This is a genomic window from Vibrio genomosp. F6, from assembly GCF_005146325.1.
In the GTDB taxonomy this organism is placed as follows: domain Bacteria; phylum Pseudomonadota; class Gammaproteobacteria; order Enterobacterales; family Vibrionaceae; genus Vibrio; species Vibrio cortegadensis.
Genome location: NZ_SYUT01000030.1, coordinates 14413 through 38015, shown reverse-complemented (window position 1 = coordinate 38015; position 23603 = coordinate 14413). Strand labels below are relative to the sequence as shown.

19 protein-coding genes are annotated in these 23603 nt (G+C 40.4%); 4 read left to right on the top strand and 15 right to left on the bottom strand.

Features of this window, described 5'->3' with window-relative positions; translation table 11 throughout:
* Nucleotides 1-420: 420 nt before the first annotated feature.
* The 3 genes from FCV43_RS20395 to FCV43_RS13130 are packed head-to-tail and all read right to left on the bottom strand — an operon-like array spanning nt 421 to nt 2018.
* Nucleotides 421-588 carry a hypothetical protein gene (locus FCV43_RS20395; RefSeq protein ID WP_170961659.1) on the bottom strand — a complete coding sequence of 56 codons (168 nt, stop codon included), beginning with the start codon at nt 586-588 and terminating at the stop codon, nt 421-423.
* Nucleotides 585-866 (bottom strand): single-stranded DNA-binding protein, encoded by a 282-nt coding sequence (locus tag FCV43_RS13135; protein ID WP_136995455.1) that lies wholly within the window; start codon nt 864-866, stop codon nt 585-587. The genes FCV43_RS20395 and FCV43_RS13135 overlap by 4 nt, the downstream gene beginning before the upstream one ends.
* A gap of 9 nt (nt 867-875) precedes the next feature.
* Entirely contained in the window at nt 876-2018 is a 1143-nt protein-coding gene (locus FCV43_RS13130; RefSeq protein ID WP_136995454.1) for a phage/plasmid replication protein, II/X family, read from the bottom strand.
* Nucleotides 2019-2139: 121 nt separating this feature from the next.
* Between FCV43_RS13130 and FCV43_RS13125 the strand changes: the two genes are divergently transcribed.
* Both FCV43_RS13125 and FCV43_RS13120 read left to right on the top strand, forming a co-directional pair.
* Complete coding sequence (locus FCV43_RS13125) at nt 2140-2658, top strand: helix-turn-helix domain-containing protein (RefSeq protein WP_136995453.1); 519 nt, start codon at nt 2140-2142, stop codon at nt 2656-2658.
* Between the two features lie 567 nt (nt 2659-3225).
* Entirely contained in the window at nt 3226-3540 is a 315-nt protein-coding gene (locus FCV43_RS13120; RefSeq protein WP_136995452.1) for a hypothetical protein, read from the top strand.
* A 755-nt stretch (nt 3541-4295) separates the two neighbouring features.
* Here FCV43_RS13120 and FCV43_RS13115 read toward each other — a convergent pair.
* The 3 genes from FCV43_RS13115 to matP all read right to left on the bottom strand — a co-directional run bounded on the left by FCV43_RS13115 (nt 4296) and on the right by matP (nt 6936).
* A complete protein-coding gene (locus FCV43_RS13115) occupies nt 4296-5510 on the bottom strand; it encodes an HDOD domain-containing protein (RefSeq protein WP_136995451.1) in 1215 nt (404 codons plus the stop codon).
* A gap of 650 nt (nt 5511-6160) precedes the next feature.
* On the bottom strand, nt 6161-6472 hold the full coding sequence (locus FCV43_RS13105; RefSeq protein WP_017053653.1) for a DUF3634 family protein: 312 nt from the start codon (nt 6470-6472) through the stop codon (nt 6161-6163).
* 14 nt (nt 6473-6486) lie between these two features.
* Nucleotides 6487-6936 carry a macrodomain Ter protein MatP gene (matP, locus tag FCV43_RS13100; protein ID WP_136995449.1) on the bottom strand — a complete coding sequence of 150 codons (450 nt, stop codon included), beginning with the start codon at nt 6934-6936 and terminating at the stop codon, nt 6487-6489.
* A gap of 165 nt (nt 6937-7101) precedes the next feature.
* Here matP and FCV43_RS13095 point away from each other — a divergent pair, with 165 nt between their 5' ends.
* Nucleotides 7102-8757 (top strand): AAA family ATPase, encoded by a 1656-nt coding sequence (locus tag FCV43_RS13095; RefSeq protein ID WP_136995448.1) that lies wholly within the window; start codon nt 7102-7104, stop codon nt 8755-8757.
* Between the two features lie 70 nt (nt 8758-8827).
* Entirely contained in the window at nt 8828-9346 is a 519-nt protein-coding gene (gene fabA / locus FCV43_RS13090) for a bifunctional 3-hydroxydecanoyl-ACP dehydratase/trans-2-decenoyl-ACP isomerase (protein WP_017053650.1), read from the top strand.
* Nucleotides 9347-9521: 175 nt separating this feature from the next.
* On the opposite strand, the gene rmf is transcribed toward fabA, so the two are convergent.
* The 9 genes from rmf to FCV43_RS13045 all read right to left on the bottom strand — a co-directional run bounded on the left by rmf (nt 9522) and on the right by FCV43_RS13045 (nt 23546).
* Entirely contained in the window at nt 9522-9695 is a 174-nt protein-coding gene (gene rmf, locus FCV43_RS13085; protein WP_017053649.1) for a ribosome modulation factor, read from the bottom strand.
* A gap of 152 nt (nt 9696-9847) precedes the next feature.
* Nucleotides 9848-11542, bottom strand: coding sequence for a DUF3466 family protein (locus tag FCV43_RS13080; RefSeq protein ID WP_136995447.1), 1695 nt, complete (start codon nt 11540-11542; stop codon nt 9848-9850).
* 15 nt (nt 11543-11557) lie between these two features.
* Nucleotides 11558-13474 (bottom strand): ABC transporter ATP-binding protein, encoded by a 1917-nt coding sequence (locus FCV43_RS13075; RefSeq protein ID WP_136995446.1) that lies wholly within the window; start codon nt 13472-13474, stop codon nt 11558-11560.
* Complete coding sequence (locus FCV43_RS13070) at nt 13452-13694, bottom strand: glutaredoxin family protein (protein ID WP_084654797.1); 243 nt, start codon at nt 13692-13694, stop codon at nt 13452-13454. Before FCV43_RS13070 ends, FCV43_RS13075 begins: the two co-directional genes overlap by 23 nt.
* Before the next feature lie 5 nt (nt 13695-13699).
* Nucleotides 13700-15835, bottom strand: coding sequence for a bifunctional 23S rRNA (guanine(2069)-N(7))-methyltransferase RlmK/23S rRNA (guanine(2445)-N(2))-methyltransferase RlmL (gene rlmKL / locus FCV43_RS13065; protein WP_136995445.1), 2136 nt, complete (start codon nt 15833-15835; stop codon nt 13700-13702).
* A 694-nt stretch (nt 15836-16529) separates the two neighbouring features.
* The gene (locus FCV43_RS13060; protein ID WP_017053644.1) at nt 16530-17072 is read right to left on the bottom strand and encodes a cell division protein ZapC; all 543 of its coding nucleotides are present in this window, start codon (nt 17070-17072) and stop codon (nt 16530-16532) included.
* Nucleotides 17073-17236: 164 nt separating this feature from the next.
* On the bottom strand, nt 17237-18247 hold the full coding sequence (gene pyrD, locus FCV43_RS13055) for a quinone-dependent dihydroorotate dehydrogenase (protein ID WP_113796658.1): 1011 nt from the start codon (nt 18245-18247) through the stop codon (nt 17237-17239).
* Nucleotides 18248-18293: 46 nt separating this feature from the next.
* Nucleotides 18294-23138 (bottom strand): NAD-glutamate dehydrogenase, encoded by a 4845-nt coding sequence (locus FCV43_RS13050; RefSeq protein WP_136995444.1) that lies wholly within the window; start codon nt 23136-23138, stop codon nt 18294-18296.
* A gap of 189 nt (nt 23139-23327) precedes the next feature.
* A complete protein-coding gene (locus FCV43_RS13045; protein WP_136995443.1) occupies nt 23328-23546 on the bottom strand; it encodes a DUF2835 domain-containing protein in 219 nt (72 codons plus the stop codon).
* Between the last annotated feature and the right edge of the window lie 57 nt (nt 23547-23603).

Genomic DNA, 23603 nt, shown 5'->3' with positions numbered 1-23603 from the left:
ATACATAATACGCACTTAAGCATAAGTGTTTTTCAGAGGTAATCTGATGATTTAAATAAGGTTCTGGGAGTTCCACTTCACAATGAAACATTCGCAGAGCGAAGTTATCAGTGCTCAGCGGTATCTTACAAGATGTGACAAATTACATTAGGATTTTGATTGGTCTGTTTTGAGTTTTAATTCACGAATAAAACTCAAAATTCCTTGTAAGGTCTCAATTTCATCGTGCATGTGATCAATCAATCCAAAAGAAATTTCCTTTGGGCATGATCCAGTGCTTAAAAAAACAGATATGTTTGAAATGTCATTTAATTTACTTTCTGCGTCCGTGAACGTGTATCCTTTGATTGTCATAATCAACTCCAGTTTAGTTGGTTGTGATAAAGCCCGTAGCTGCCGACCAGTTACGGGCTTTGCTGCCTAATTTGAAGGTGAACCTTCTATAAGTTCGTATTCAGCCCCTTCAAGAAAATCCTCGATTGCTGGCTTAACGTCCCATTCACCCTTACAGGTATAAAACTCATCAAGTGTCGGAAAATACAAATCAATCATGTTTGGTGAGTGTCTTTGGATATAGACCTTAATCATAATTCAGGCTCCAAAGGTGTGATAATTTTCCCGTACCTCTTTAGTTCCACAGCACCAAAGTTGTTAACGACATAAGAAGAACTATGAAAGGTATAAAATCCTGCTTCATAAGGTGGCTGACCTTCTTCAATTTGAACTTTAGTTAACGTTGGGAAACGACCTTGCAAGTACACATAAGCGTCTTGTTCATAAATAGTAAGTGGTGGCTTTCCGTCTTTCCCTGGCATTGTTCGAGATGTGGTTTTAACGTCTTCTTTAAAAATTTCAATTTTCAACATGTGTCATTCCTATGCATATGCTTTAAAAGGTAAAATATTGGTTTCTGCTACGACTGGCATTTTGTACCAAGACGGTATCTCTAGAGGATTAACCTCAATGACTTCAGAACGCTTGAGGGTTGGACACATACGACTAACATCAAATTTCTGACCAATATCAATACCAATAGCTTTCAGGCGGGCTTTGTGCTCGTAAAACTGACGAGGTTTCAATATTTGTCTCAAATCAGAACCATGCTGCCACATAGTAAAGTAACTCATGGTTGTATTGGCTTTACGCAAGGTATCAACAGAACCTGAAGCAAGCAGTTGGTGAGCAATAGATTGATGTTCATCATGTGATATTTGTATAGTCTTCATGGCGTTCTCAATGTCTTGTAGGTGGTGGTAAAAATCTTGTTCGGTCACGTTGCCGTAGAATTGTAGGTTGTGTCGTTTCAATAACATTTGTCTTAGGCTGTGCTCTTCACGTACAACGCCGAATGATTCGCAATATTCAATTAGTTTAGTGACATACTCTAACGTTTCGGGTGCGACTCCTTGTTTTCTTCTTTGGGATTTCAATAAATTCCTTTGTAATTCAATGGCTTTTCTATATAACTTATCCATAATCCAAGTGGAACCTTCTCCCCAGTTACAGGTATTCCCATCGGGGTAAAGCTTAGGCTTACGACCTCGACCGATTTGCATGGAAGAAAGTCCACGGATAAATGATTGTTCCCTGCCCTTACCTACAGCATGATTTCGAGTCCAGTCAATCAGTGTAATTTCAGCGCCATTACCTATCAAAGATGATGCTTGACCATCAGCTGATTGACGATGAGAAAAGCGTGTATTTTTAGTAAATGGGGGCAAGCCGTAAAAAGCTAATACATGATTGTAAACAGCGACGCATTCATCAAGAGTTTGAAGCCCAAAAAGATTATCCACACGTTGCCAGCGCGAAGGGTTTCCCTCAACTCGAACGCGAGTACCATCACAGCGAATAGTTAACTTTGTACTAAAAGAACCTTCGAGAACTTTTTGATTTACCGATGGTGGTAACTTCTCACCAGTTTCTAATTCGACCTTTTCAATCACATGACGACCCACGAGAGGCAGGTTTCCCTCATGGTGATCTTGTTGCATGAAAAGTTGGTCAATAAAAAACAAATAAGAATCCTGTCAAGAATCAATGCAGACATTTTTATGTATGTACATAGATATAAATGTATGGCTGAATAATATGACATATAAAAGTAGGTGTAAACTTAAACTTAAGTAAGGTTTTGATATGGACTATATAAACATGAGTATTGGTAGCGTTCTTAAAGACAGACGAATTAACCTAAATATCAAGCAAGAAGACATTGCAGAACAGATGAAAGTAACGGTACAAACCGTAAGTAAATGGGAAAGAGATATTACTGAACCCAAAGCGACTCAAGTTTCAAAGTTAAGTCAGATTCTTAAAATTTCAGAAAAAGAAATTTGCCAAGGTGACATTCAAAACCAGAGAATTGATCCTCTAGATTTTGTTAGGCGAGTAGGAATACTGATGCAACATGTACCGCATACGGAAATGCTAATAGGTATGCATAAGTATATTAATGATACGGAAGGCTTTATTAATATGCTGTCTCAAGTATCAGAGTACCCTTTTGAGCTTTTTGATATTGAAGAAAGAGAAAATGAACTTTTTCAAGCAAAGCTAATGTTAGATGCAATTGAAAATGGTCATGTTATGGCTAGTGAAGATACAATACAAAAAGCAAAAGAACATGCGATTAAGGTAATTGCGAAAAACAAGTAGTGCGGAATTCCGCAGTTAGTTGGGGTGTAACAGTAACCCCAACCCATCACATAACATTCGCATAACAAGTTGAGATTTTTAAGATGGCCTTAAATGACCATTTTTTATAGATAAAATTCTGAAATCCGGACAAGAGTACACTATTAAAGATAGTGGACATTCGAAAAAAGAAAGCCCCGACCCCGCGCTATGCTTGCCTCGGTATTCGGTAGCTTTCTTTGCCCTTTTTCTTCCTGTCGTCTTTGCTCAGTCTTCGCCATCCTCCAGTCTGAAACAGGCAAAAAACACGTAAACTGTCGTGAAGTTGACCGAAAGGAGCTTTCAAAAAGTAGACGCTTGGCTACTCATTCCCCTCTACAAATAAGCTTATACAACAGAAAAAATCGAGTTCTGATAAAAAATAAATATACATAGATTTCAGTTGCTTAAGAAAGAAACCTGGAACACCTTTGTGTAATAGTATAGCTGTAAGCCATTGTTTTAATTAAGGTATTTGACTGGAGTGGTATTTCTGGTTTATTGTTATTGTCTTACAAACAAAAGCGGTAGAAAGCCGAAGGAGAAAGCATGGCAAAGGTGATATTACAGAACAGAACGTTTAAATCGAAGGCAAGTGCAAATGAATATTATATGGGTCTAAGAGATAGTATTGATGAAAAGATCGAACAAGGAGATCTCTTCGAAGAACTTAAAGAAATGTACGAAAGATATTGTAAAGCTACAGATTGGAACATGGAAGGAAGGCAAGTAAAAAACTTTATTGTCGACTATGAGTTACGAACTACTGGCACAACTTATGCTCAGCACAAGTGCTATAAGGTTACATTTAGCAATAATGAAACTAGACCATTTTCAATAAACAAAGCGCTGAGAGCTATCTAAAATACGTACTGAGGCATTGCTTGTTAGCCTGTCACCAACCAAAAACATCTTATCAGAAAGCTCATTTATTTCTTATGACCTGTCGGATTTGGGAAAACCACCACCTAATAGAGAAGGAATGTCCGATATACGCGAGCAATTGTAGCGGATACATGTTTGGAGACTGATTTCCGATGCTTGCTTTAGATAATAACCAAAATAAGGAATACTTATGAAATGGCTATCATTGATAGTTGCTGTGACAAAATTTGTTGTGGCATTTACAAGTTTAATCAAGGCAATACTTAAATTAATAAACTAAATCTCAAAGGTGCAGTTGGAGCTGCACCTCTTATGATGCTCAAATGATTTTAAACAACCATCTAAATGATAGTAGTAATTTTCACCCTATATTACCAACGTTATTTTGTATAAAGCTTGTTCGTATTATACGATTTATGTTACGGGTTAACTTCTAAAAACGATTCTCACGATGAGCATCTAAAGAGCCAGCAAGCTGACTCCCAGAATGAGCATATCCCTCGCCCACGTTTTGATTCAGCTAAGCAAAGCAAACCGCTCAACATAAATCTAGATACATAATGCGCACCGAAATAGCGGAGAAGATTCGGCCTCAAACGCTGCTAAACTTAGCACTATTATTTCAATTGATTCGCAACGACAAAATTAAGTGACGCTGTAATGTCTTTTCAACCAAAAAAGCCAAACACTATTTTTAATGTTTGGCTTTATCACTGGTGACTTACAAGCTACCTCTACAATGCGTAAGTTAACTTTCCTGGCGAGCGCGTTTTAATATTGGTAAGCGCCGCCCCTGGCATCTGCACTGTAGAAAACCAATATGGTTTGTGTTTATCTTGAAAAGCTTCACTTCTTTGCATCGCATCATAAATCGAAAATTTATGAGCCTGACCTAGCGCAGCACCATAAGCACTTCGCTCTTCAATCTCAACATTTTCCAGATCTTCGATAATTGCATTTTTAAGATGAATTGTTGTCGGCTTCCACTCAATTTCATTCAACAAGCGTTCTGTTAAATTTTTATCCATTTTACGGATAACACTAGGCAAAAAGATCAGTGATGGTTGAATATCAGCACAAGCATAGTATTCATCTTTTAGACCTACTTCTCGATATTTAGTCATGACATAAACCAAAGCATCCTCAAAAACCTGGCTACAAAGGTTACTCATCACAAACATACTCATTGTCCGCAATGTACCTAACAGAACCCCAACTTCGGGACATTTAACATCCGTTTCTTGTAATCGCATACGAGTTACATTTGAAGTAACAACTAAATGTTGCCACATTTTGGGTGCCATATGATTCGTATTTTTGTCTGACCAGCGAAGTAATGGACGAGCCATTAAGACCGGGAACAGAAGACGACAATTGTCGATTCCAATAAGTCCCAATGCTGTTTTAGCATCAACGATCCCTTTAGAACTATTTGATAAGCGTTCTGAACCTGACGTATTAACAAAATCAAGAACAGACGAACTAAGCTGATGGCTGTTGTCCAGAAGTTCCCCTAGCTTACGAAAACTCAGTGACGGTGAGTAGGCAAAAGATGCTAATTCACCAAAATCCGGTACACGTCCGAATAAGCGATTCATCTCATCTGATGCCAGTTTTTCACACATCATTCGTTCGGCAATCATTGAAACTTTTTCGATAGCACTTTTTAATGTTTTTTGCTTCGTCGCTAGCTTCTCATCTTTCTCTTTTATTCTTGATTGCTCACATTCAAGTAAAATACGTTGATTGCGAGTTATCCGGTCATTTTCATCAAAAATCACATCATCACAGAAACGGTCTTGCAAGCTCAATCGCTTATCTACATCATTTTGGTCAACAATGTATTTAGGGTTAATCAGCCACTTTGCATATCGTTCTGACACTTCAGTTGTCACTCGATTTGCCATCTCTCGAGCTTGTGGTGTATAGCGTTTATTTGTTAGGAGCAATATTGCCTGTCCTTTTGCAAAAACTATCTTATGAGTTTAGCTCGAATCTGATGCTAAATGATAATTATGTAATAAGAGATCTTGGTTCAGAATAATAATCATATTTTAGCTAATTACCAGAGCTAACATTAAGAGTTTTCATCAATATAGTCATTATGTTGAATTACAGCAGAAATTTATGGGGAGATATGAAGATTCAGGTACTTCTCAAGGTAGGTGTATTTAAATTTAGTCCCTTTCTGAAGATATTTTTTACTCAGTTTACATACTTTGCTATCACCAGTCGTCTTTACCGATCGAATCGAAGCCCGGCGCGAATCATACCTCATTTCAATCATGACATTACAATAGCCAACGTAACCATCTGTATGCTTTCTTACATGTTTTATTAGTTTTGATTTTATCTGTTTCGCTAGCGGATTTCTCTCTGAGTCATCGGCCAATGAGAGGCTACTAATAAACATTAAACTTGCTAAAACACATACTCTCCAATACATGGCCACACTCTCCGATCCTATGAATTACGAATGTAAGCAGTATACGGATTTGTATTTACTCAGCGTTCAAAAATGCAAAACTTGAGAGTGTGATATCAAGATGGTGTAACAATGAAACCTAGTTACCATTAATCGATGGAGCCATTGAGCCATTTATTTGCTCTTCTTCTTACCGCTTGATTTGAAACCTTGGTGCGGAAACACGTTTTTGATTCGCTGCTGTACTTTCTTTGGAACAGATTTGGAAAACACCAATTTCATCCCGGTTCTTTGACTATATACTTTTAGATCGCCATCAAAAGAGGCTTTGTCACCAATTTCAACAAGATTGTGTTTAAATGATGGAGGCAAGTGCCCTTTTGTCTTTAAAATCATGCCATTTTTAAATGAAATTTTTAATACTGGGCGATCTACTGCAACTAGCCATAGGACCAAAATGGCTGCAATCAATATTACATACATCATATTAGTAACCTCAATTATTCAGATAATAATTTACTAAGATCTTCTTTTAAATTTGTAACTGTTTTACTTGCCTTTTCACTACGGGAAGCTTCACTCAATAAGTATTCTATAGCGTCTGATAAGGTACAACCTAGCTCACCAGCGCGTTGCGATAATTTTTCCCACACACGGTAATCCAAATCAATGGACTTCTTCTTTGTATGGATTTGTTCTGCATTAAAGTGACGTTTACGCTTAGCTCTAATCGCTTGTTTAAGCTTGTTGTCCAACTCCAACGCCATATGGTTTTCAATCCATTCAAGTACAAGCGTTGGCTCATGCTCTAGTTGTTTTAGTTGTGCTACAGCATGGTCAGCTTCGCTTGAATCAATGTGTCTAGTTATTGAGGCGCCATCTTTCCATTTTTTAACTAAATATTGCCATTTCCAGCCACATTCTAAGTTTTCAAGTTGCTGATATTTCATGTGTAAAGATCCCGTTGTTAGCTAGGGTGACAGCGTAACCCAAGGTCTTAATCAAAACAATATAATCAATGTCAAAAAGGGATTCAGATCGTGAATTAGATACTGCTATTACCTACTCACTTTTTTCTATATACTTTCGATCCTTTTTATTAAACAGTAATCTCGATGAATCAAGAAGATTGGCGTTTAGCCACTCCCCAGTATGAGCAGTTTCAGCCACTATTTGAGCAGTTTTTATCTATCAAGTCACAGAGCTTCCTAGATCTACAACCAAGGTTAAGAAGTGCAATTCAAAGATTCGATCAACTTTCTAATCTATCAAGAGTGCTACTTGTTAATTCCCCTGATAATGCTGTATATCGCGAACTACTGATCTCTAGTATTCGAGAACATTCGCTAGTTCCTAGCTCGTCACCAGTCATATGCGCTGAAACGCTAGATATAGAGAGTCTGTTTGATCATTATTCAGTTTTCAACTCGGAAGTTTCTTTACTTGTCCCTGGCCTGCTCTCTCAAGCTGATGGCGGCTACCTTGTCATTTCAGCTAATTTGATTTTAGCAAATCCGTCTTTGTGGATTAAATTAAAATCAGCACTATTAGGACAACGTGTTCAAGCGATTAACAGTGCTCCAAAACAGATCACACAAAGCGTCGTGGAACGAACATTTGATATCAAGTTAATTGTTGTCGGTGATCGTGGTCAATTAGCCGATCTTGACTATTTAGATGAAGACATTCAATCCGGTTTTTGTTTATTTGGTGAAATTGAGATGGAGATGAAGGTTGAAACACCTCAATCTCTAGAGCTCTATTTGGGATATTTGAAGTGGTTAACTTTTCGATACCAACTACCTCAATTAAGTATTGATGCCCTACCTCGATTACTTACCGCAGGCGCTCGTGAAACGGAAGATCAAGAATACCTACCTGTTTGCGTAATTTGGCACAACACCATTCTGACTGAATCTGCGATTGAATCAAACCATGAAACCATCTCCTTTGAGCACATCGATCAAGCGATCGATCATAAAGCTTTCCGGGAAAATTATCTCCCGAACCGAGCTATCGATGACATTCTAGACGGACAAGTCATCATTGAAACTGAAGGTGAGCAAGTTGGTCAGGTGAATGGCTTAACGGTTATTGACGTTCCTGGGCATCCGATTAGTTATGGTGAACCTGCTCGTATTTCTTGTGTGATTCACTTTGGTGATGGTGATATCTCTGATGTTGAGCGTAAAGCTGAACTTGGTGGCAATTTACACGCCAAAGGGATGATGATAATGCAGGCCTTTGTCAGTAGCGCTCTAAACCTCGATGAACCACTTCCGTACGCCGCTTCTGTCGTGTTCGAGCAATCATACTGCGAAGTTGATGGCGACAGCGCTTCACTTGCAGAGTTATGTTCGCTTGTTAGTGCCCTGTCAGAGTACCCAATCAATCAACAGATTGCGGTGACAGGTGCAGTGGATCAATTTGGTCGCGTCCAAGCCGTTGGTGGTTTAAACGAAAAGATTGAAGGTTTCTACCGAGTATGCGAACACCAAGGCTTCACTGGTAAACAAGGCGTTGTATTGCCGAAGAGTAACCTTAAGCATCTTGCTTTACACAAAGATGTCGTAAATAGCATTAAGAATAATGAATTTCACATTTGGTCCGTATCGAATGTTGATGAAGCCATTCCGATCATCATGGATAAACCTTTCCGTGGAGATCAAGAAGACAGTGTGATCAATAAGATTGCAGAACGTATAGAAAATTTCGAAAGACACGAACATCCCCATGGAATTGTGGATCGCATCAAGAACTGGTTTGCTTAGTACTGATCGGACTTGTTTAGCGTACACGTGTTCACTAAAATGCACGTATCAAAAATTGGAGTAATTGATAATGCAAAATAAACGTGATTCTTACACTCGCGAAGATCTTTTAGCGTCAAGCCAAGGAGAACTTTTTGGCCCAGGACGTCCTCAACTACCAGCACCAAACATGTTGATGATGGACCGTATTACAAAAATGTCTGAAACTGAAGGTGAATTTGGTAAAGGCTTGATACTAGCTGAGCTAGACATTACTCCTGATCTATGGTTTTTTGACTGCCATTTCCCAGGTGACCCTGTAATGCCAGGCTGTCTTGGCCTAGATGCAATGTGGCAACTTGTTGGATTCTTCCTTGGCTGGGTTGGTGGCGAAGGTAAAGGCCGCGCATTAGGTGTTGGTGAAGTTAAATTCACAGGCCAAATCTTACCTACGGCTAAAAAAGTAACTTACGAAATCAATATGAAGCGTGTTGTGAACCGTCGATTAGTTATGGGACTAGCAGATGGTCGTGTGTTAGTTGATGGAAAAGAAATCTACGTCGCGAAAGATCTAAAAGTGGGTCTTTTCCAAGATACCTCTAACTTCTAGTTCAAATGAGAATCTCATAAGTTTTATTAGCAGCTCAATTGAGCTGCTTTTTTATATGCGCACTTCAGCGTCAGGATTTAATTGTCTCTATCTCTAATCTCTAATCTCTAATCTCTAACGCAGAAAAGACCCATAAATGAGTCTTTTCAAATCCTATAATTGTATGAAAGGTATTTTACTTATAGAGTCCCGATTGCTTATCGTCTCTGGCATCACGCCATCCACCTAGCCAATACGAACGAGAGTCCATCTGTTGATACGGGCAAGCTTCTTGAGATTTCCCATTTAAACCTGCTTTATATCCTTGAGATTGCGCTCGATCTAGGCGATCACGTTTTTGTCTCTTCATTGTGCAGTCCTCTTACGATGATTCTATTTTCTTACATACAATGGGTATTTTTTAACACCACAATTAAGAATTGCTCAAAAAATGCACTTTCTCAAGTTAAAAAAAAGCACAAATTCAAAAATGTGAACTTGTGCTTTAAAGTCGAAATTTATTTATTTTCTACGGAAACTAAATAAACCAAGCATTGTCAAAACGAGCCAGCCCAAACCTGCACCTTGTCGCTCAACCGCTGTTTGGTCATTACTTCGGATGTGAATGTCATCTTTTGTTGCGCCTGCGATAGGAATCAGCTTCACCGCAACGATTTGTTCTTGGGTGTCACCGCCACCACAGTATGAATTATGTGACGTTGTATCGTATCCACCAGCAACAGAACACTTAATTGCTGTCGCCGAGATAACACCAGCATCGTTGATATCTGTCGTATCGATGACACGGAAAGCATTATTAGCCTCTGAAATAGTCAGATCGCCAGCAGTTTCACCATTGGTTAGATCATCCAACCACCATGCTTTGTTATCGAAAATAGCTTGGCGATCAGCAACAGAACCTTGCACTTGCGTACCATATGGATAAATAAAGCCGCGGTGCTTACGAGCACGTCCGCCATCTTCACGGTTGGTTTCAGCGTCAATTTGGCCAACAATTTCATTGAAATTATTGATCGCACCCGCTTTTCCACCAGCGCCAGTAAAGAAGATAGATTCCGTGCCATTTAGCATAGTGGTAGTAGTTCCATCCGTAGAGTCATCATAAGTTGAAACAAAAATTTTGTCTGGATACGCACCGCTATCTGCATTACCACTGTTGTAGTGCTTCGCTTGTCCAAGAATAAGGTGATTCTTATTAATGTCGACCGCAGTAGAGTGAAGATAAACACTGTCGCTGGCAGTTCTTTGCACACCACTAATAGGCTTCTGAGTCCAAGTTGCTGCTGATAAGTCTTTAGAAGTACTTTCAAACACGGTGGCATTCATGTACTGATCGTCGTAGTTATTAAAACCAACCGCAATGATCTTATCAGCATCAACATAAAATGAACGAAGGCTTGCTTGGGCTAATGCATCGTCATCCTTCTCTACACCACCAGCAGCCCAATCAAGTTCAACTGTTTTAGAACCGTTCCAAATAGCCGCTTTTGATGCATAATAAGCACCATTTTCATTGGTTACTGCTGTCGAAACGCTACCTGCACTATATGTACCATCACTAAACCAAGCTCGTGATTGGTATGGTGCATCAGTAAGAGTTAACACATTCGGTGCAACCGCTTGGTTTCTTGTAATATCAATAATACTCTGGTTGCCTACAGGTTTCCCATCAGCAGTAAGAGCATTAATCACATTATTAAAGTTACTGTTTATCCAAGCACTTGCATCACCTTCGACGAAAGCTAACGCGTTTTGTTCTTTATTAAGCTCTTTGGCGTAACCTGCCCACTCAACACTCGCCCAGGTTTTGCAGGTGTTATATTGCAAATAAGCATCACAGTAATCTTCAAAATCACCGGCTTCTTGAACATAGCTGAAGGAATTGTCCATCCCAAACGGCGCTTCTTCACGGTAACTCACACCTTCAGCCCAATTACGGGTATCACCTGCCAGTTTATAAGCTTCACAGGCAGTGCTATTAGCTGAAGGTTCGAAACAGCCTAATTGACTTGCTCCTGCATCATAGTTAGCAACAACAGGTTGAATAGTTTCACCATACACTTCTACATATTGATCAGCTGAAATCCCCGTAGGGGCAACTTCAACGATCTTGTAGAGGGCTGCGTTTGCTGAAGTCGCAGCTAAAATAGTAGCGGCGACAGTGGTTAGCTTAAATGTAGCTAACTTTAAATTCATACGACTCATTAACAATTAACTTTCCTGTTGCATTGCTTCAAGCTCTTCCCAACGCTCAAAAGCAACTTCAAGCTCCTGCTCGGTGGCAGACAACTTGTCTAAAATGGGTTGTGTTTGCTCTGCTAGCTGAACAAAGAAATTGGGATCGTTCACTTGAGACTGCAGTGCTTCAATTTGTGTTTCTAACTCTTCTAAACGAGAAGGTAAAAGTTCTAACTCTCGCTGTAGCTTATACGATAACTTCTTCGCTTTAGCTTTTACTGGTGCGGTTTTGGGAGTTTCCTCAACCACTTTCTGTTTCTTTGGTGACTTTTCGACCACTCGATACTGTTGAGCTTGCAGTCGTTGTTGCTGAGCATCGTGATAACCACCAACAAACTCTTCAACTTGGCCATTACCTTCAAATATCCAGCTCGTCATCACCGTATTATCTACAAACTGACGATCGTGGCTTACAAGAAGTAAAGTACCCTGATAGTTGGCAAGCAAATCTTCTAAAAGTTCCAATGTTTCGATATCTAAATCGTTGGTTGGTTCATCAAGAATCAATAAATTATTCGATTTAAGGAAGATTCGAGCCAATAACAGTCTATTTTTTTCACCACCAGACAGTGCTTTAACTGGCGTACGAGCACGCTTTGGTGAAAATAAGAAATCTTGAAGGTAGCTAAGTGCATGACGCTCTCTACCACCGACTGTCACCTCTTGCTTCCCTTCGGCAAGGTTATCAATTACAGACTTTTCTGGATCTAAAATTTCGCGATATTGATCGAAATACGCCACTTCTAACTTAGTACCACAATGCAAACGACCAGAATCAGGCTGCAATTTGTCTAATAGCAACTTGAGAACGGTACTCTTACCACAGCCATTAGGCCCGATAAGTGCGATACGGTCACCACGCATAATGTTGAAGCTGAAGTCAGAAACAATCTGCTTACCTTCAAACGCAAAAGATAGGTTTTCAGCTTCAAATACAATCTTACCTGAGCGAGCCGAGGTATCGATTTGCATATTGGCTTTGCCTTGCACTTCACGTCGGTTAGAACGCTCTTCACGTAGTTTCTTAAGTGCTCTTACACGGCCTTCATTACGAGTACGACGAGCTTTGATACCTTGTCTGATCCAAACTTCCTCTTGAGCAAGCTTTTTATCAAACTCAGCATTTTGCATCTCTTCGACACGCAGCGCTTCTTCTTTCTCAACAAGGTAATTTTCGTAATCACCTGGATAAGAGCTCAATTTACCACGGTCTAAATCAACAATTCGTGTCGACATTGATTTGATGAATGCGCGGTCATGAGAAATGAAGATAATTGAACCACGGAAATCCTTTAAGAACCCCTCTAGCCATTCAATCGTCGTAACATCAAGGTGGTTAGTTGGTTCATCAAGGAGTAATACATCCGGATCACATACTAAAGCACGAGCAAGCGCCGCTTTACGCTGCCAACCACCTGATAATTCGGTCAGTTTAGTTTCAGCATCTAATTTAAGAGCGGCTAATACATTAGTGACACGATCTTCGAAGCGCCAAGCATTTGAGTGATCAAGCTGTTCTTGTACACGAGATAAACGGTTAATATTCTTTTCTGATGGATCGATTGCTATAAGATCAAGAAGATCGTGGTAGATCTTGAGTTGCTCACCAACTTCAGCCAAACCACCAGACACGTATTGATAAACCGTACCTTCTTCGTTACGTGGTGGATCTTGTTCTAATCGAGAAACGACAACATCTTGCGTGATCTGAATTTTTCCATCATCTAGCAAAACATCGCCTGCTAGAATCTTCATCAGTGTTGATTTACCCGCACCATTACGACCCACGAGACAAACCCGCTCGTTTTCTTGCAGAGCAAAATCTGCATGATCAAGTAATGGGTGGTCACCAAAAGCCAGTTGTGCGTTATGTATGGTAAGTAATGCCATTGTTATTTAACCAGTCTTGTAATTCTTGCAGGCCGAAAGGCCAATTAATTTCTGAATTTTGATATTTGAGCACAGGTATTGTGACCCCGTAACGTGAAAACAACTCATCATCAAAAGCGATATCCACTACTTCAACTTGGTCTGTCAAATTCAAGCTTTGAAGTAGTTCGAATGCCATCTCACATAGATGGCACCCTTCTGTACTGTATAATGTCAGCACTTTAATTAACCTTGAGCAGCATCACTGTGCGTAATCACCCAGCAATTGTGAATGTGCTTATTACGTGAGAAATCTAGTGGTAAGGTTTGGTGTGAAATATTACGAGCAGACAAGCCTAACTCTTTCAACGCATCTAAATCCATTTTGAAGTGACGTTTGTTATTAGAGAAAACAATCGTCCCCTGCTCATTCAAGATACGTTTTAAGTTCTCCATCAGCATAATATGATCACGCTGAATATCGAAAGATTGCTCCATACGCTTTGAGTTAGAGAACGTTGGCGGATCGATAAAAATAAGATCGAATTTATCTGTCGCCTTCGCTAACCACTGTAGGCAGTCTGCTTGCTCAAACTTATGTTGCTTACCTGATTGACCGTTCAGCGCAAGGTTCTCTTTCGCCCAATCTAAATAAGTGTTCGACATATCAATAGTTGTCGTTGATTTAGCACCACCACATGCAGCATGAACTGTTGCAGAGCCTGTGTACGCGAACAAGTTTAGGAAATCTTTACCCGCTGCTAACTCACCTAGCTTACGACGTGTCAACTTATGATCAAGGAACAGACCTGTATCAAGATAGTCTGTTAGATTAACGATAAGCTTAACGCCGTATTCGTTGACTTCCATCTTAGACGACTGCTGAGCCAATTTTTGGTATTGCGAACGTCCTTTCTGTTTTTCACGAACTTTAAGTACAACGTTATTTGCATCCACACCTGTCACTTGAATGCTTGCTCGAATGATGTCGGTTAAACGGCGTTTTGCTTTCTCTTCAGGTACATCTTTCGGCGCCGCATACTCTTGGATCACAAGGTAACCTGGGTATACATCAATAGCGACATTGTACTCAGGTAAATCTGCATCATAGATTCGGTAGCAATCCAGTTTCTCTTTACGTGCCCACTTGCCTATTTTACCAATGTTTTTCTTTAAACGGTTAGCAAAGTCAGGAGCGACAACGGTCTGTTGATCAGCTTCCGGACGTTCTGACATCGGGCGATCTGAGATTGAATAGTTCTTTTGGTGACACGGTAACGCACCGTTATTCAATTTATACTGTTTTTCAGCTCGCATGCGTAAGCAACTAAGCAGCTCATCATTACTTGAGAAAATTGATGCTTGGCAACCACCAAACTCTGATTTCAGTTGCGCACCAAACGCAGTGTAAAGCGCAATAAGGCCAGGAGCTGTACCCAAACGTTCACCATATGGTGGATTTGAAACAATCACACCATTGTTAAATTCAGCAGGCTTCTTAAGTTGAGCCGCATCACCCAACGTAAATTCAATAAGGCTCTCTACACCAGCACGACGAGCATTATCACGCGCAGTTTGTAAAACGCGCGGATCGTTATCTACGCCATAGAATTTGCATTCTACCTTCTTAACACCACGGCGAGCTTGTACGCTTGCTTCAGATTTTACTTCTGCCCATGTTTCTGGCTCAAAATCTTCTAGAGCTTGGAAGCCCCAAGATTGGCGCTTAACACCTGGTGCCATATTCGCTGCCATCATCGCAGCTTCAATGACCAACGTACCAGAACCACACATAGGGTCTAAGAAAGGTTTCGTTGCATCCCAGCCACTACGTAGAATAACGGCAGCTGCAAGCGTTTCACGTAAAGGCGCTCGGCCAGACTCTGGGCGGTAACCACGCTGATGAAGACCACTCCCCACCATATCAATACCAATCAAAGCTTTATCACGGTGTAAACGCACATGAATACGAAGATCTGGCTGATCTTTACTGATCGAAGGACGAGGTAAGCCTTTCTTTTCGAAGCAATCAACAACCGCATCTTTTACTTTCATTGCGCCGTATTGACTATTACGAATCTCATTATTTGTCCCGTTGAAATCAACAACAAATCGTTTTGAACTGTGGAAGTGATTCACCCAGTTCACTGATGTTGATGACAAGTACAAATCCATATCATCTTGGCAAGTGAATTCAGACAAAACACGTACAAATCTAGATGCTAAACGACTCCACAAACAGCAACGATAGATCTGTTCATTCGTTGCTTTAAATTTCACACCGGCTTGAACCGGTTTTGGGTCAGAGATCCCTAATTGCTTTAGTTCTTCAACTAATAGGTTCTCAAGGCCGTTTGAGGTAACCGCTAGATATTGATTCATAGTGTTCTTTTATTAATAAAAAAATGAGCTTGATTATACCTGAGATTGCAGAGGATTCATCAAACTAACTGATTCTTTTCTTTCTAAAACCGCTCAAATGCTCATCAAACCACCAGCTTAGCTTCTCTATCGACATTTTCATTCGAAAACTCAGCACTCTTGAATCAGCACCATAAACAAAGGGGTTTATTGATAGTGAATACTTATTCGCGCTAGTTTTGGACTATACCAGATTGGTTTTTAAGGTGAAATTTAGCTACAAATTTTCATAAACAGGGAATAATATTGGCATTAAGGAGGATATGCAGTGCTTGAAAGTGTCACAACGAGAGAAAAATAATTTCATTTTCTGTATACGTATCATTAGTAAGACACATACAGGGTAGATATGTTGATTGATTAATAGGCATTCTTGTCGCTAGTAACACCTTATATTACATCTAAGACATATAGGCTAGCTGGTTTATTTATTGACATTTTCATTAAGACGGAGAATATCTGTTAATCTCCCCCACCCATTAAGCCTATTTTTTACAAGAATTTACGGGCGAATTTAATGGAGTTATTCAAGGAAGGAGTATTTAACGGAATGGTGACGTGAATAATTGAGTTATAGCAGAAGGAGGCTGATAACTAGCTATGTAGTGGGAATTAAACTGTGTTGGACATCAAGGTGCTGGGCATTAAGGGGTTGTTAGCCGACTAATGCAATGTGATTAGATGCTAGTATATGATTTGCACATGCCATGCGGTCATGCATCACTTTAATAGAATCACCAAAATTGAGCATTTTGGATGAAGTAAGCATAAATGAGTCACGCTCTACCGATATACACAGGCTAGCGTTATCCCCTACCTCTAGAACGATGAAGTGTCCTTGCCCGTTCTCATTGACCAAGCTAATAATATCACCTTCACAAGGCTGATAGCCTTCGCCTTGATAATCGAAGAACCAGCTCTTAGGTTGTACTGGTTTATGGAAACGTTTAGCTGCCACGCAATATAAGGTAAGTTCGGCTTGGCGAGGTTCGCTTAAGCCTAAATATTGGATTTGTTCTTTGTATGTTTGAAAAGCAGAGGCATCATCAACTGTGAATTCATTATTTCCAATTGCACAGTCAACCAATAGTTTACGAACCAAGTTTGTTTGAAACAGCATATTTTGACCGAGATCTAGCATTAAGCTAGAGCTCTCGTCTTCAAAATACCACTTCCATGTATCGCTCGGTTTCAACATTACTTTGTCTCATATCTTCAAGATAAACGTAGGAATTAAAAAAAAGCACCACTGCTATTTCTTCAACAAATACAATTTTACAAAGCAAAGCGAAAAAAAAAAGGGGAAATCATTCCCCCTTCTATGCTTAAAACGACCCAGTAACTTATTGCAATTTAATAAATTTATAGATTTTTAACGATATCTCGTACTAAACCTGGACCTTTATAGATGAAACCTGAGTAAACCTGTACGAGTTTAGCGCCAGCCATCATCTTCTCTTTTGCTGCAACATAAGAGTCGATACCACCTACTCCGATAATTGGGAGTTTATCGCCAAGCTCTTCATGAAGCTTACGAACGACTTCAGTACTGCGCGATTGAACAGGACGTCCACTTAAACCGCCCGCTTCATTTGAAAACTTCATGCCTTCGACTATCGAACGATCAAGAGTGGTGTTGGTTGCGATAACACCATCGATCTTATTGTTGATCAGAGATTGGCAAATCTGACTAATTTCATCATCACTCAAATCTGGTGCAATTTTCAATGCAAGAGGTACATACTTACCATGTTTCTGTTCTAACTCTGATTGTTTCACTTTTAGATCTGAAAGCAATTCATCAAGAGCCTCTCCATATTGAAGAGAACGAAGACCAGGAGTATTTGGTGAAGAGATGTTTACCGCAATATAGCCTGCGTACTGATACACTTTTTCCATACAAATTAGGTAATCATCGCTACCCTTTTCGATTGGTGTATCTTTGTTTTTACCAATGTTAATCCCAAGTACGCCATCGTAATTTGAACGCTTAACATTCTCGACGAGTACATCTACGCCAAGATTATTAAAGCCCATACGATTGATGATACCTTCCGCTTCAACAAGGCGGAACATACGTGGTTTATCATTGCCCGGTTGAGGAAGAGGAGTAACCGTGCCGACTTCAATGAAACCAAAGCCCATTGCACCGAAAGCATCGATACATTCGCCATTTTTATCTAAGCCAGCCGCTAGCCCTACAGGGTTCTTAAAAGTAAGTCCCATGCATTCAACTGAACGTTGAGGTAGTTGTTGACGATAAAAAAGATCAATAGGTGTGCCGGTAAAGCGTTGAAGATTTTGGATTGCAAGATCATGTGCCTTTTCGGCATCAAGTTGGAAAAAGCCACTTCTGGCAAGACGGTAGAGCATTGTGCCTCCGATAATAAAAAGCCCCGTATAAACGGGGCTGTATTATTTACTCATTTGCCGAACAATTCAAATTTAATAACATCAATTCCCGTAAAGCGACGGAAAATTTAGCAAATTCATGAACAGAACCGACTTTGAACTCATTTAAGATGCTCTCCCAGCGATGAAGAGAAATTGAATTCGCGTCAATCCACTCATCAAGCGCCTTCATCACATCAAGATCTTCTGGCGCGCAACCACAACTCAGAACTTGTCCCGTTAATTGGCGTTGTTGCCAATCTAAGTCTTCTCGGAAGGCAGCTCTTGCAAGTGCTTGCCAGTTATTATCCACGCCTTGACCGTTAATTTGCTTCAAGAACCAGTGAAGTGAAAGTCTGTCACCCAAGTTAAAGTACAACTTAGCCGCTTGAACGACTGTTTTGCCTTTTTCACGGGACACTGTGGATATATCCAGTGCTGAGTATAAACTAGACAATCTTGCAACATAATTAGCAAGTTCAGCATCAATACCGCGATCAATCCATGACTTCGCTAACTCATTATGTTCTGCAACTTCATTAGGAACCAGTAAGTCATCAAGCTTATCAACAATGGTATCGACATCATTTTGATAAAGAGCAATGAGTTCTTTAACTGATAGCTTACCTGTTCTATTTCGTAGTAACCAACGAGATAAACGGCGAAGTGTACGACGAACATAAAACATTAAATCATATTGTGCCGTTGATTCCGCTTGGTTATCTAACTGTCGTAAGTTCTTAAGAACCTCACCCAAACCAAATATTTCACGCGCAGCGGCATAAGAATTCGCAATGTCGGCAATAGTCGCCCCTGTCTCCTCTTGCAAACGAGTGACAAAATTGCAGCCCATCTCATTAACCATTTGGTTGGCGAGACCTGTTGCTATAATTTCTGCACGTAACGGATGGTTATCCATATGTGATAAATAGTTACGACGTAACGCTGTCGGGAAGTACTGAGTTAATTGCTGCGAATGGAACTCATCTTTTGCAATTTCATCACAAACAAGATCTTCTTTAAGTACCATTTTGCCATAAGCAATCAGAACCGAAAGCTCTGGTCGAGTGAGCGCTTTGCCCAACTTCTCTCTTTCAAGTAATGTCTCATCATCTGGAATGTACTCAAGAGCACGATCTAGATAGCCCCCTTTCTCCATTGCGTGAATAAAGCGTATCTGCTCTTTCACCAATGATACCCCTTGATGTTCCGTCACAGAGATTGATTCAGCCTGGCAGTAAGCATCATCCAGAACGATCTCACCCACTTCATCTTCCATTGACTCAAGCACTTGGTTACGCTGCTTAACCGTCATATCACCATTTGAGACTAAACCATTCAAGAAGATCTTAATGTTAACTTCATTGTCAGAACAGTCTACGCCACCAACGTTATCGACAAAGTCTGTATTCACACGACCGCCAGTAAGAGCGTATTCAATACGACCTAACTGAGTCATACCCAAGTTGCCGCCTTCTCCGACAATCTTAGCTTTAAGATCTTTACCATCGATACGAAGCGAATCATTTGCGCGGTCGCCTACATCAGTATGGGTTTCAGTGGAAGCCTTAACATAAGTACCAATTCCCCCATTCCAAAGCAGATCAACGTTCATTTTCAAGATCATTTTGATCAAGTCATTCGGCGTTGCGGATCCTTTCTTCGTACCAAGCATCTTCTGGATCTCAGGAGTCAGAGAGATAGACTTAGCTCGACGAGAGAAAATACCACCACCTTTAGAGATGAGATCCGCATTGTAATCTTCCCAACTTGACCTTGGCAGGTTGAACAGACGGTTTCTCTCTTCCCAACTTGGTGCCGACTCGGGATTCGGGTCAATGAAAATATGCATGTGGTTAAACGCGGCTTGCATGCGAATATGTTTCGATAGCAACATGCCATTACCAAACACGTCCCCAGCCATATCACCGACACCAATTGCGGTGAAATCCGTTTGTTGGCAATCAATACCCATTTCACGGAAATGACGTTTAACCGACTCCCAGCCCCCTTTCGCAGTAATACCCATTGCTTTATGGTCGTAACCATTAGATCCACCAGAAGCAAAGGCATCACCTAGCCAGAAATTGTACTCTTCTGACACTGAGTTCGCTAAATCAGAGAATGTAGCAGTACCTTTATCTGCGGCTACAACCAAATACGGGTCATCTTCATCATGACGAACCACGTTCTTCGGAGGGCTTACCTCACCTTCAATGATATTATCTGAAACATCCAGAAGTGCGCGAATGAATCGTTTATAACAGCGCTGACCTTCTGCAAAAATCGCATCACGAGTAGTGAAGTTATGCTGACGTTTACAAACGAAGCCACCTTTTGCACCCACGGGTACGATTACGGTATTTTTTACTTGTTGAGCTTTTACTAAGCCTAGAATCTCAGTACGGAAATCTTCTTGGCGATCTGACCAACGTAAACCACCACGTGCGACCTTGCCTCCACGTAGGTGAACACCTTCAATATCTGGTGCGTACACAAATATCTCAAACTCTGGCACAGGTGCCGGAATTTCTGGGATATCTTTCGGCTTCATTTTTAAAGCGAGCCAAGGTTTAGACTGTTTATTCTCATCCAACTGGTAGTAGTTGGTACGCAGCGTGGCAGAAATCATCTCCATATAACGACGAATAATTCGATCATCATCGAGACTTTCTACGTGATCAAGCTGCTCAGTGATCTTCGCGATCAAATCGGTTTGACCTTTGATTCGACCTTTCGCTTTTGGATCAAAACGCTTAACAAAAAGATCGACTAACCCTTTTGCCAGATTAGGATAATGAGACAGTGTTTCTTCAATGTACTGCTGACTGAATGGGAAGCCGACTTGACGCATATAGCGAGCATAAGCACGTAAAATTGAAATTTCACGCCCAGTTAGACCCGCTCCAAGAACCAAACGGTTAAATCCATCACTCTCTAACTCACCAGACCAAATTGCCGCGAATGCTTGTTGGAAACGATCTCTTGCTTCTCTAAGATCGACGGTTGCTTCACTTTTATGAAGCATGGAGAAATCAAGGATCCAGTACGTACGACCATTGGATTTTCTAACTTCGTATGGAGACTCACCGATAACACGTAAACCAAGGTTTTCAAGCATTGGCATTACGTCTGAAAGGTGGATTGGCTCATCACTGTGATAAAACAGCTTCAAGCGCACCGCTTTTGAGTCTGCAGTTTCTTCTTGTGGACGATAAAACAGCATCCCCAACTTATTCTCTTCACTTAATGCTTCAAGTCTTTCAATATCAGCAACCGCAGAGCCTGGCATCATGTCATCTTTGTATGAACGTGGGAAAGCTCGCATGTACTCTTTGGACAGCGGTAAACCTTTGCTTTCACCGAAGTTTGCAACAATAGAATCGGATAAACGATCGTCCCAAGATGAAGATACTTCCATTAGATTTTGCTCAATCGTTTTTGCGTCAACATTGATATTGCTTTCGTTTGCACGAACAATGTAATGCGTTCTCGCTAGTGGGCTCTCTGAAAAATAAGTCGTAAATTCTACTTCTTGTTCACAGCCAAAGTACTGCTTCAAAATGCGTTGAGTCTGGCGGCGAAGTTCCGTGTTGTAACGGTCTTTGGTAACGTAAACCATGCAACTAAAGAAACGACCAAACGGGTCTTTACGTACGAACAAACGCAACATATCTCTATCTTGCATTTGAACCACGCCCATCCCGACTTCAAGAAGCTCTTCTTCTTTTGCTTGGATAAGCTCATCACGAGGATAGTTTTCTAAAATATTGTGAAGCGCTTTATAAGAGTACGAACCATCACGATATTGACTCGCATCTAGAATACGTTTTACTTTCTCACGAACCAGTGGAATGCTTGCGACACCTTGGTTATAAACAGCTGATGTATACAGCCCAGTGAAGCGGTGCTCACCTGTCACTTTGCCATTTTCATCAAACTTTTTGATACCAATATAATCGGTGTAAGCTGGACGATGTATACGAGAAGCTGTGTTGCCTTTTGTCAGTATCAGCAAAAATGGTTTCTTTGCTTCTAAACGCGCAGAATCTGAGAATTCAGATAACTTCACACTTCTTACGCGATCTGGATTAGCAAATAACCCTAACCCTTTATCCTTTGTTGGTCTAAGAAGAGTATCCCCATTTTCAGAAACAAGGTCGTACTCTTTGTACCCCATAAAAGTAAAGTTGTGATCACCTAACCAACGGATAAATGCGGTTGTTTCATCAAAACGGTCGCTCTCAATTGGAATAATCGATTTATTTGCTTCAACTTGATTGGTAACTTCTTCTAGGCGTTCAACCATTAGTAACCAATCATTGACCACCAAACCTGTATCATTGAGAATTTCTATTAACTCATTTTTAAGGTGAGTCATCTCTTCTTTGCTGCTCAATCTATCCACTTCTACATGAAAAAGAGATTGGAAAGCACCTTTGCCATTATTCACATCGACAATTGCGCCATCCTTTGTACGATCAAGTTGAGTTGGACCATGAAGCATCAGGTGAGAAGAGAGATCAAGACGGTTGAGAGCCATCTTTACAGAATCGACAAGAAATGGACTATCTGGAACGACAATTTCGACAATAGTATGTGTCGACTGCCAACCTTGGCGGCTTACTGTTGGATTGAAAACCCGTACCGAAATGTCTTCCGCTTTCTTTTCTGAGATATGATGCCACAGGCTGATTATTGCACCATAAAGATCAGATTCATTCCTTTGGACTAAATCATCCTGTGAAATATTACTAAACATATGTTTAGCGAGATGTGTAACTAAAGGCTGATGAGCAAGCTCGAGTTTGTCTTGAATAAGTTGGTACACTTTTTCAAGCAGAACCGGCACTACAATTTCACGCGCGGTCATATTCATACTCCACAATTAGATTTATCTTTATTATAGGGGATCGCCAGATTTGCATATCTAGCTTAGGTAATGCTTAATCTTATTGTAAAAGTTTTATTGATAAATAGTTAATTGTTTTGGGGCTGGTAGGAGGTGAAATGTTTGATAATGTGATTAAGATTCTATTTAACTCTCTGAAAATCTTGAAGGTCACAGAGCTTCTAACTTTATAAACCTATTATTTTGGTCAGTTGTTAGTCTAAAGCGTCCTTTAAGGCCAATTTGGCTAATAAACGGGCGAAATCGTGATGCTGGCAATTGCAAACGCAACCCATTTTCTGTAACAACTTGCACGGTGCTTGCTGCGCCTGAGTAGTGAGAGAAAAAAGCTTGGTAGCTGATGTTTAGTGAAAAATGGTAATAGTTCATGATATTTTTAAATCGTTATAAATGAAAAAGGTGGCACACTGAATGTGCACCACCACT

What these genes read in the sequence shown, in the direction of transcription:
- rlmKL (WP_136995445.1), bottom strand. Translation starts at nt 15,835, where the DNA reads ATGAATCAATATCTAGCGGTTACCTCAAACGGCCTTGAGAACCTATTA.
- FCV43_RS13120 (WP_136995452.1), top strand. Translation starts at nt 3,226, where the DNA reads ATGGCAAAGGTGATATTACAGAACAGAACGTTTAAATCGAAGGCAAGT.
- rmf (WP_017053649.1), bottom strand. Translation starts at nt 9,695, where the DNA reads ATGAAGAGACAAAAACGTGATCGCCTAGATCGAGCGCAATCTCAAGGA.
- FCV43_RS13050 (WP_136995444.1), bottom strand. Translation starts at nt 23,138, where the DNA reads ATGACCGCGCGTGAAATTGTAGTGCCGGTTCTGCTTGAAAAAGTGTAC.
- FCV43_RS13045 (WP_136995443.1), bottom strand. Translation starts at nt 23,546, where the DNA reads ATGAACTATTACCATTTTTCACTAAACATCAGCTACCAAGCTTTTTTC.
- FCV43_RS13060 (WP_017053644.1), bottom strand. Translation starts at nt 17,072, where the DNA reads ATGTTGAAACCGAGCGATACATGGAAGTGGTATTTTGAAGACGAGAGC.
- fabA (WP_017053650.1), top strand. Translation starts at nt 8,828, where the DNA reads ATGCAAAATAAACGTGATTCTTACACTCGCGAAGATCTTTTAGCGTCA.
- FCV43_RS13105 (WP_017053653.1), bottom strand. Translation starts at nt 6,472, where the DNA reads ATGATGTATGTAATATTGATTGCAGCCATTTTGGTCCTATGGCTAGTT.
- FCV43_RS13125 (WP_136995453.1), top strand. Translation starts at nt 2,140, where the DNA reads ATGGACTATATAAACATGAGTATTGGTAGCGTTCTTAAAGACAGACGA.
- matP (WP_136995449.1), bottom strand. Translation starts at nt 6,936, where the DNA reads ATGAAATATCAGCAACTTGAAAACTTAGAATGTGGCTGGAAATGGCAA.
- FCV43_RS13135 (WP_136995455.1), bottom strand. Translation starts at nt 866, where the DNA reads ATGTTGAAAATTGAAATTTTTAAAGAAGACGTTAAAACCACATCTCGA.
- pyrD (WP_113796658.1), bottom strand. Translation starts at nt 18,247, where the DNA reads ATGCTCTACCGTCTTGCCAGAAGTGGCTTTTTCCAACTTGATGCCGAA.
- FCV43_RS13080 (WP_136995447.1), bottom strand. Translation starts at nt 11,542, where the DNA reads ATGAATTTAAAGTTAGCTACATTTAAGCTAACCACTGTCGCCGCTACT.
- FCV43_RS20395 (WP_170961659.1), bottom strand. Translation starts at nt 588, where the DNA reads ATGATTAAGGTCTATATCCAAAGACACTCACCAAACATGATTGATTTG.
- FCV43_RS13075 (WP_136995446.1), bottom strand. Translation starts at nt 13,474, where the DNA reads ATGGCATTACTTACCATACATAACGCACAACTGGCTTTTGGTGACCAC.
- FCV43_RS13095 (WP_136995448.1), top strand. Translation starts at nt 7,102, where the DNA reads ATGAATCAAGAAGATTGGCGTTTAGCCACTCCCCAGTATGAGCAGTTT.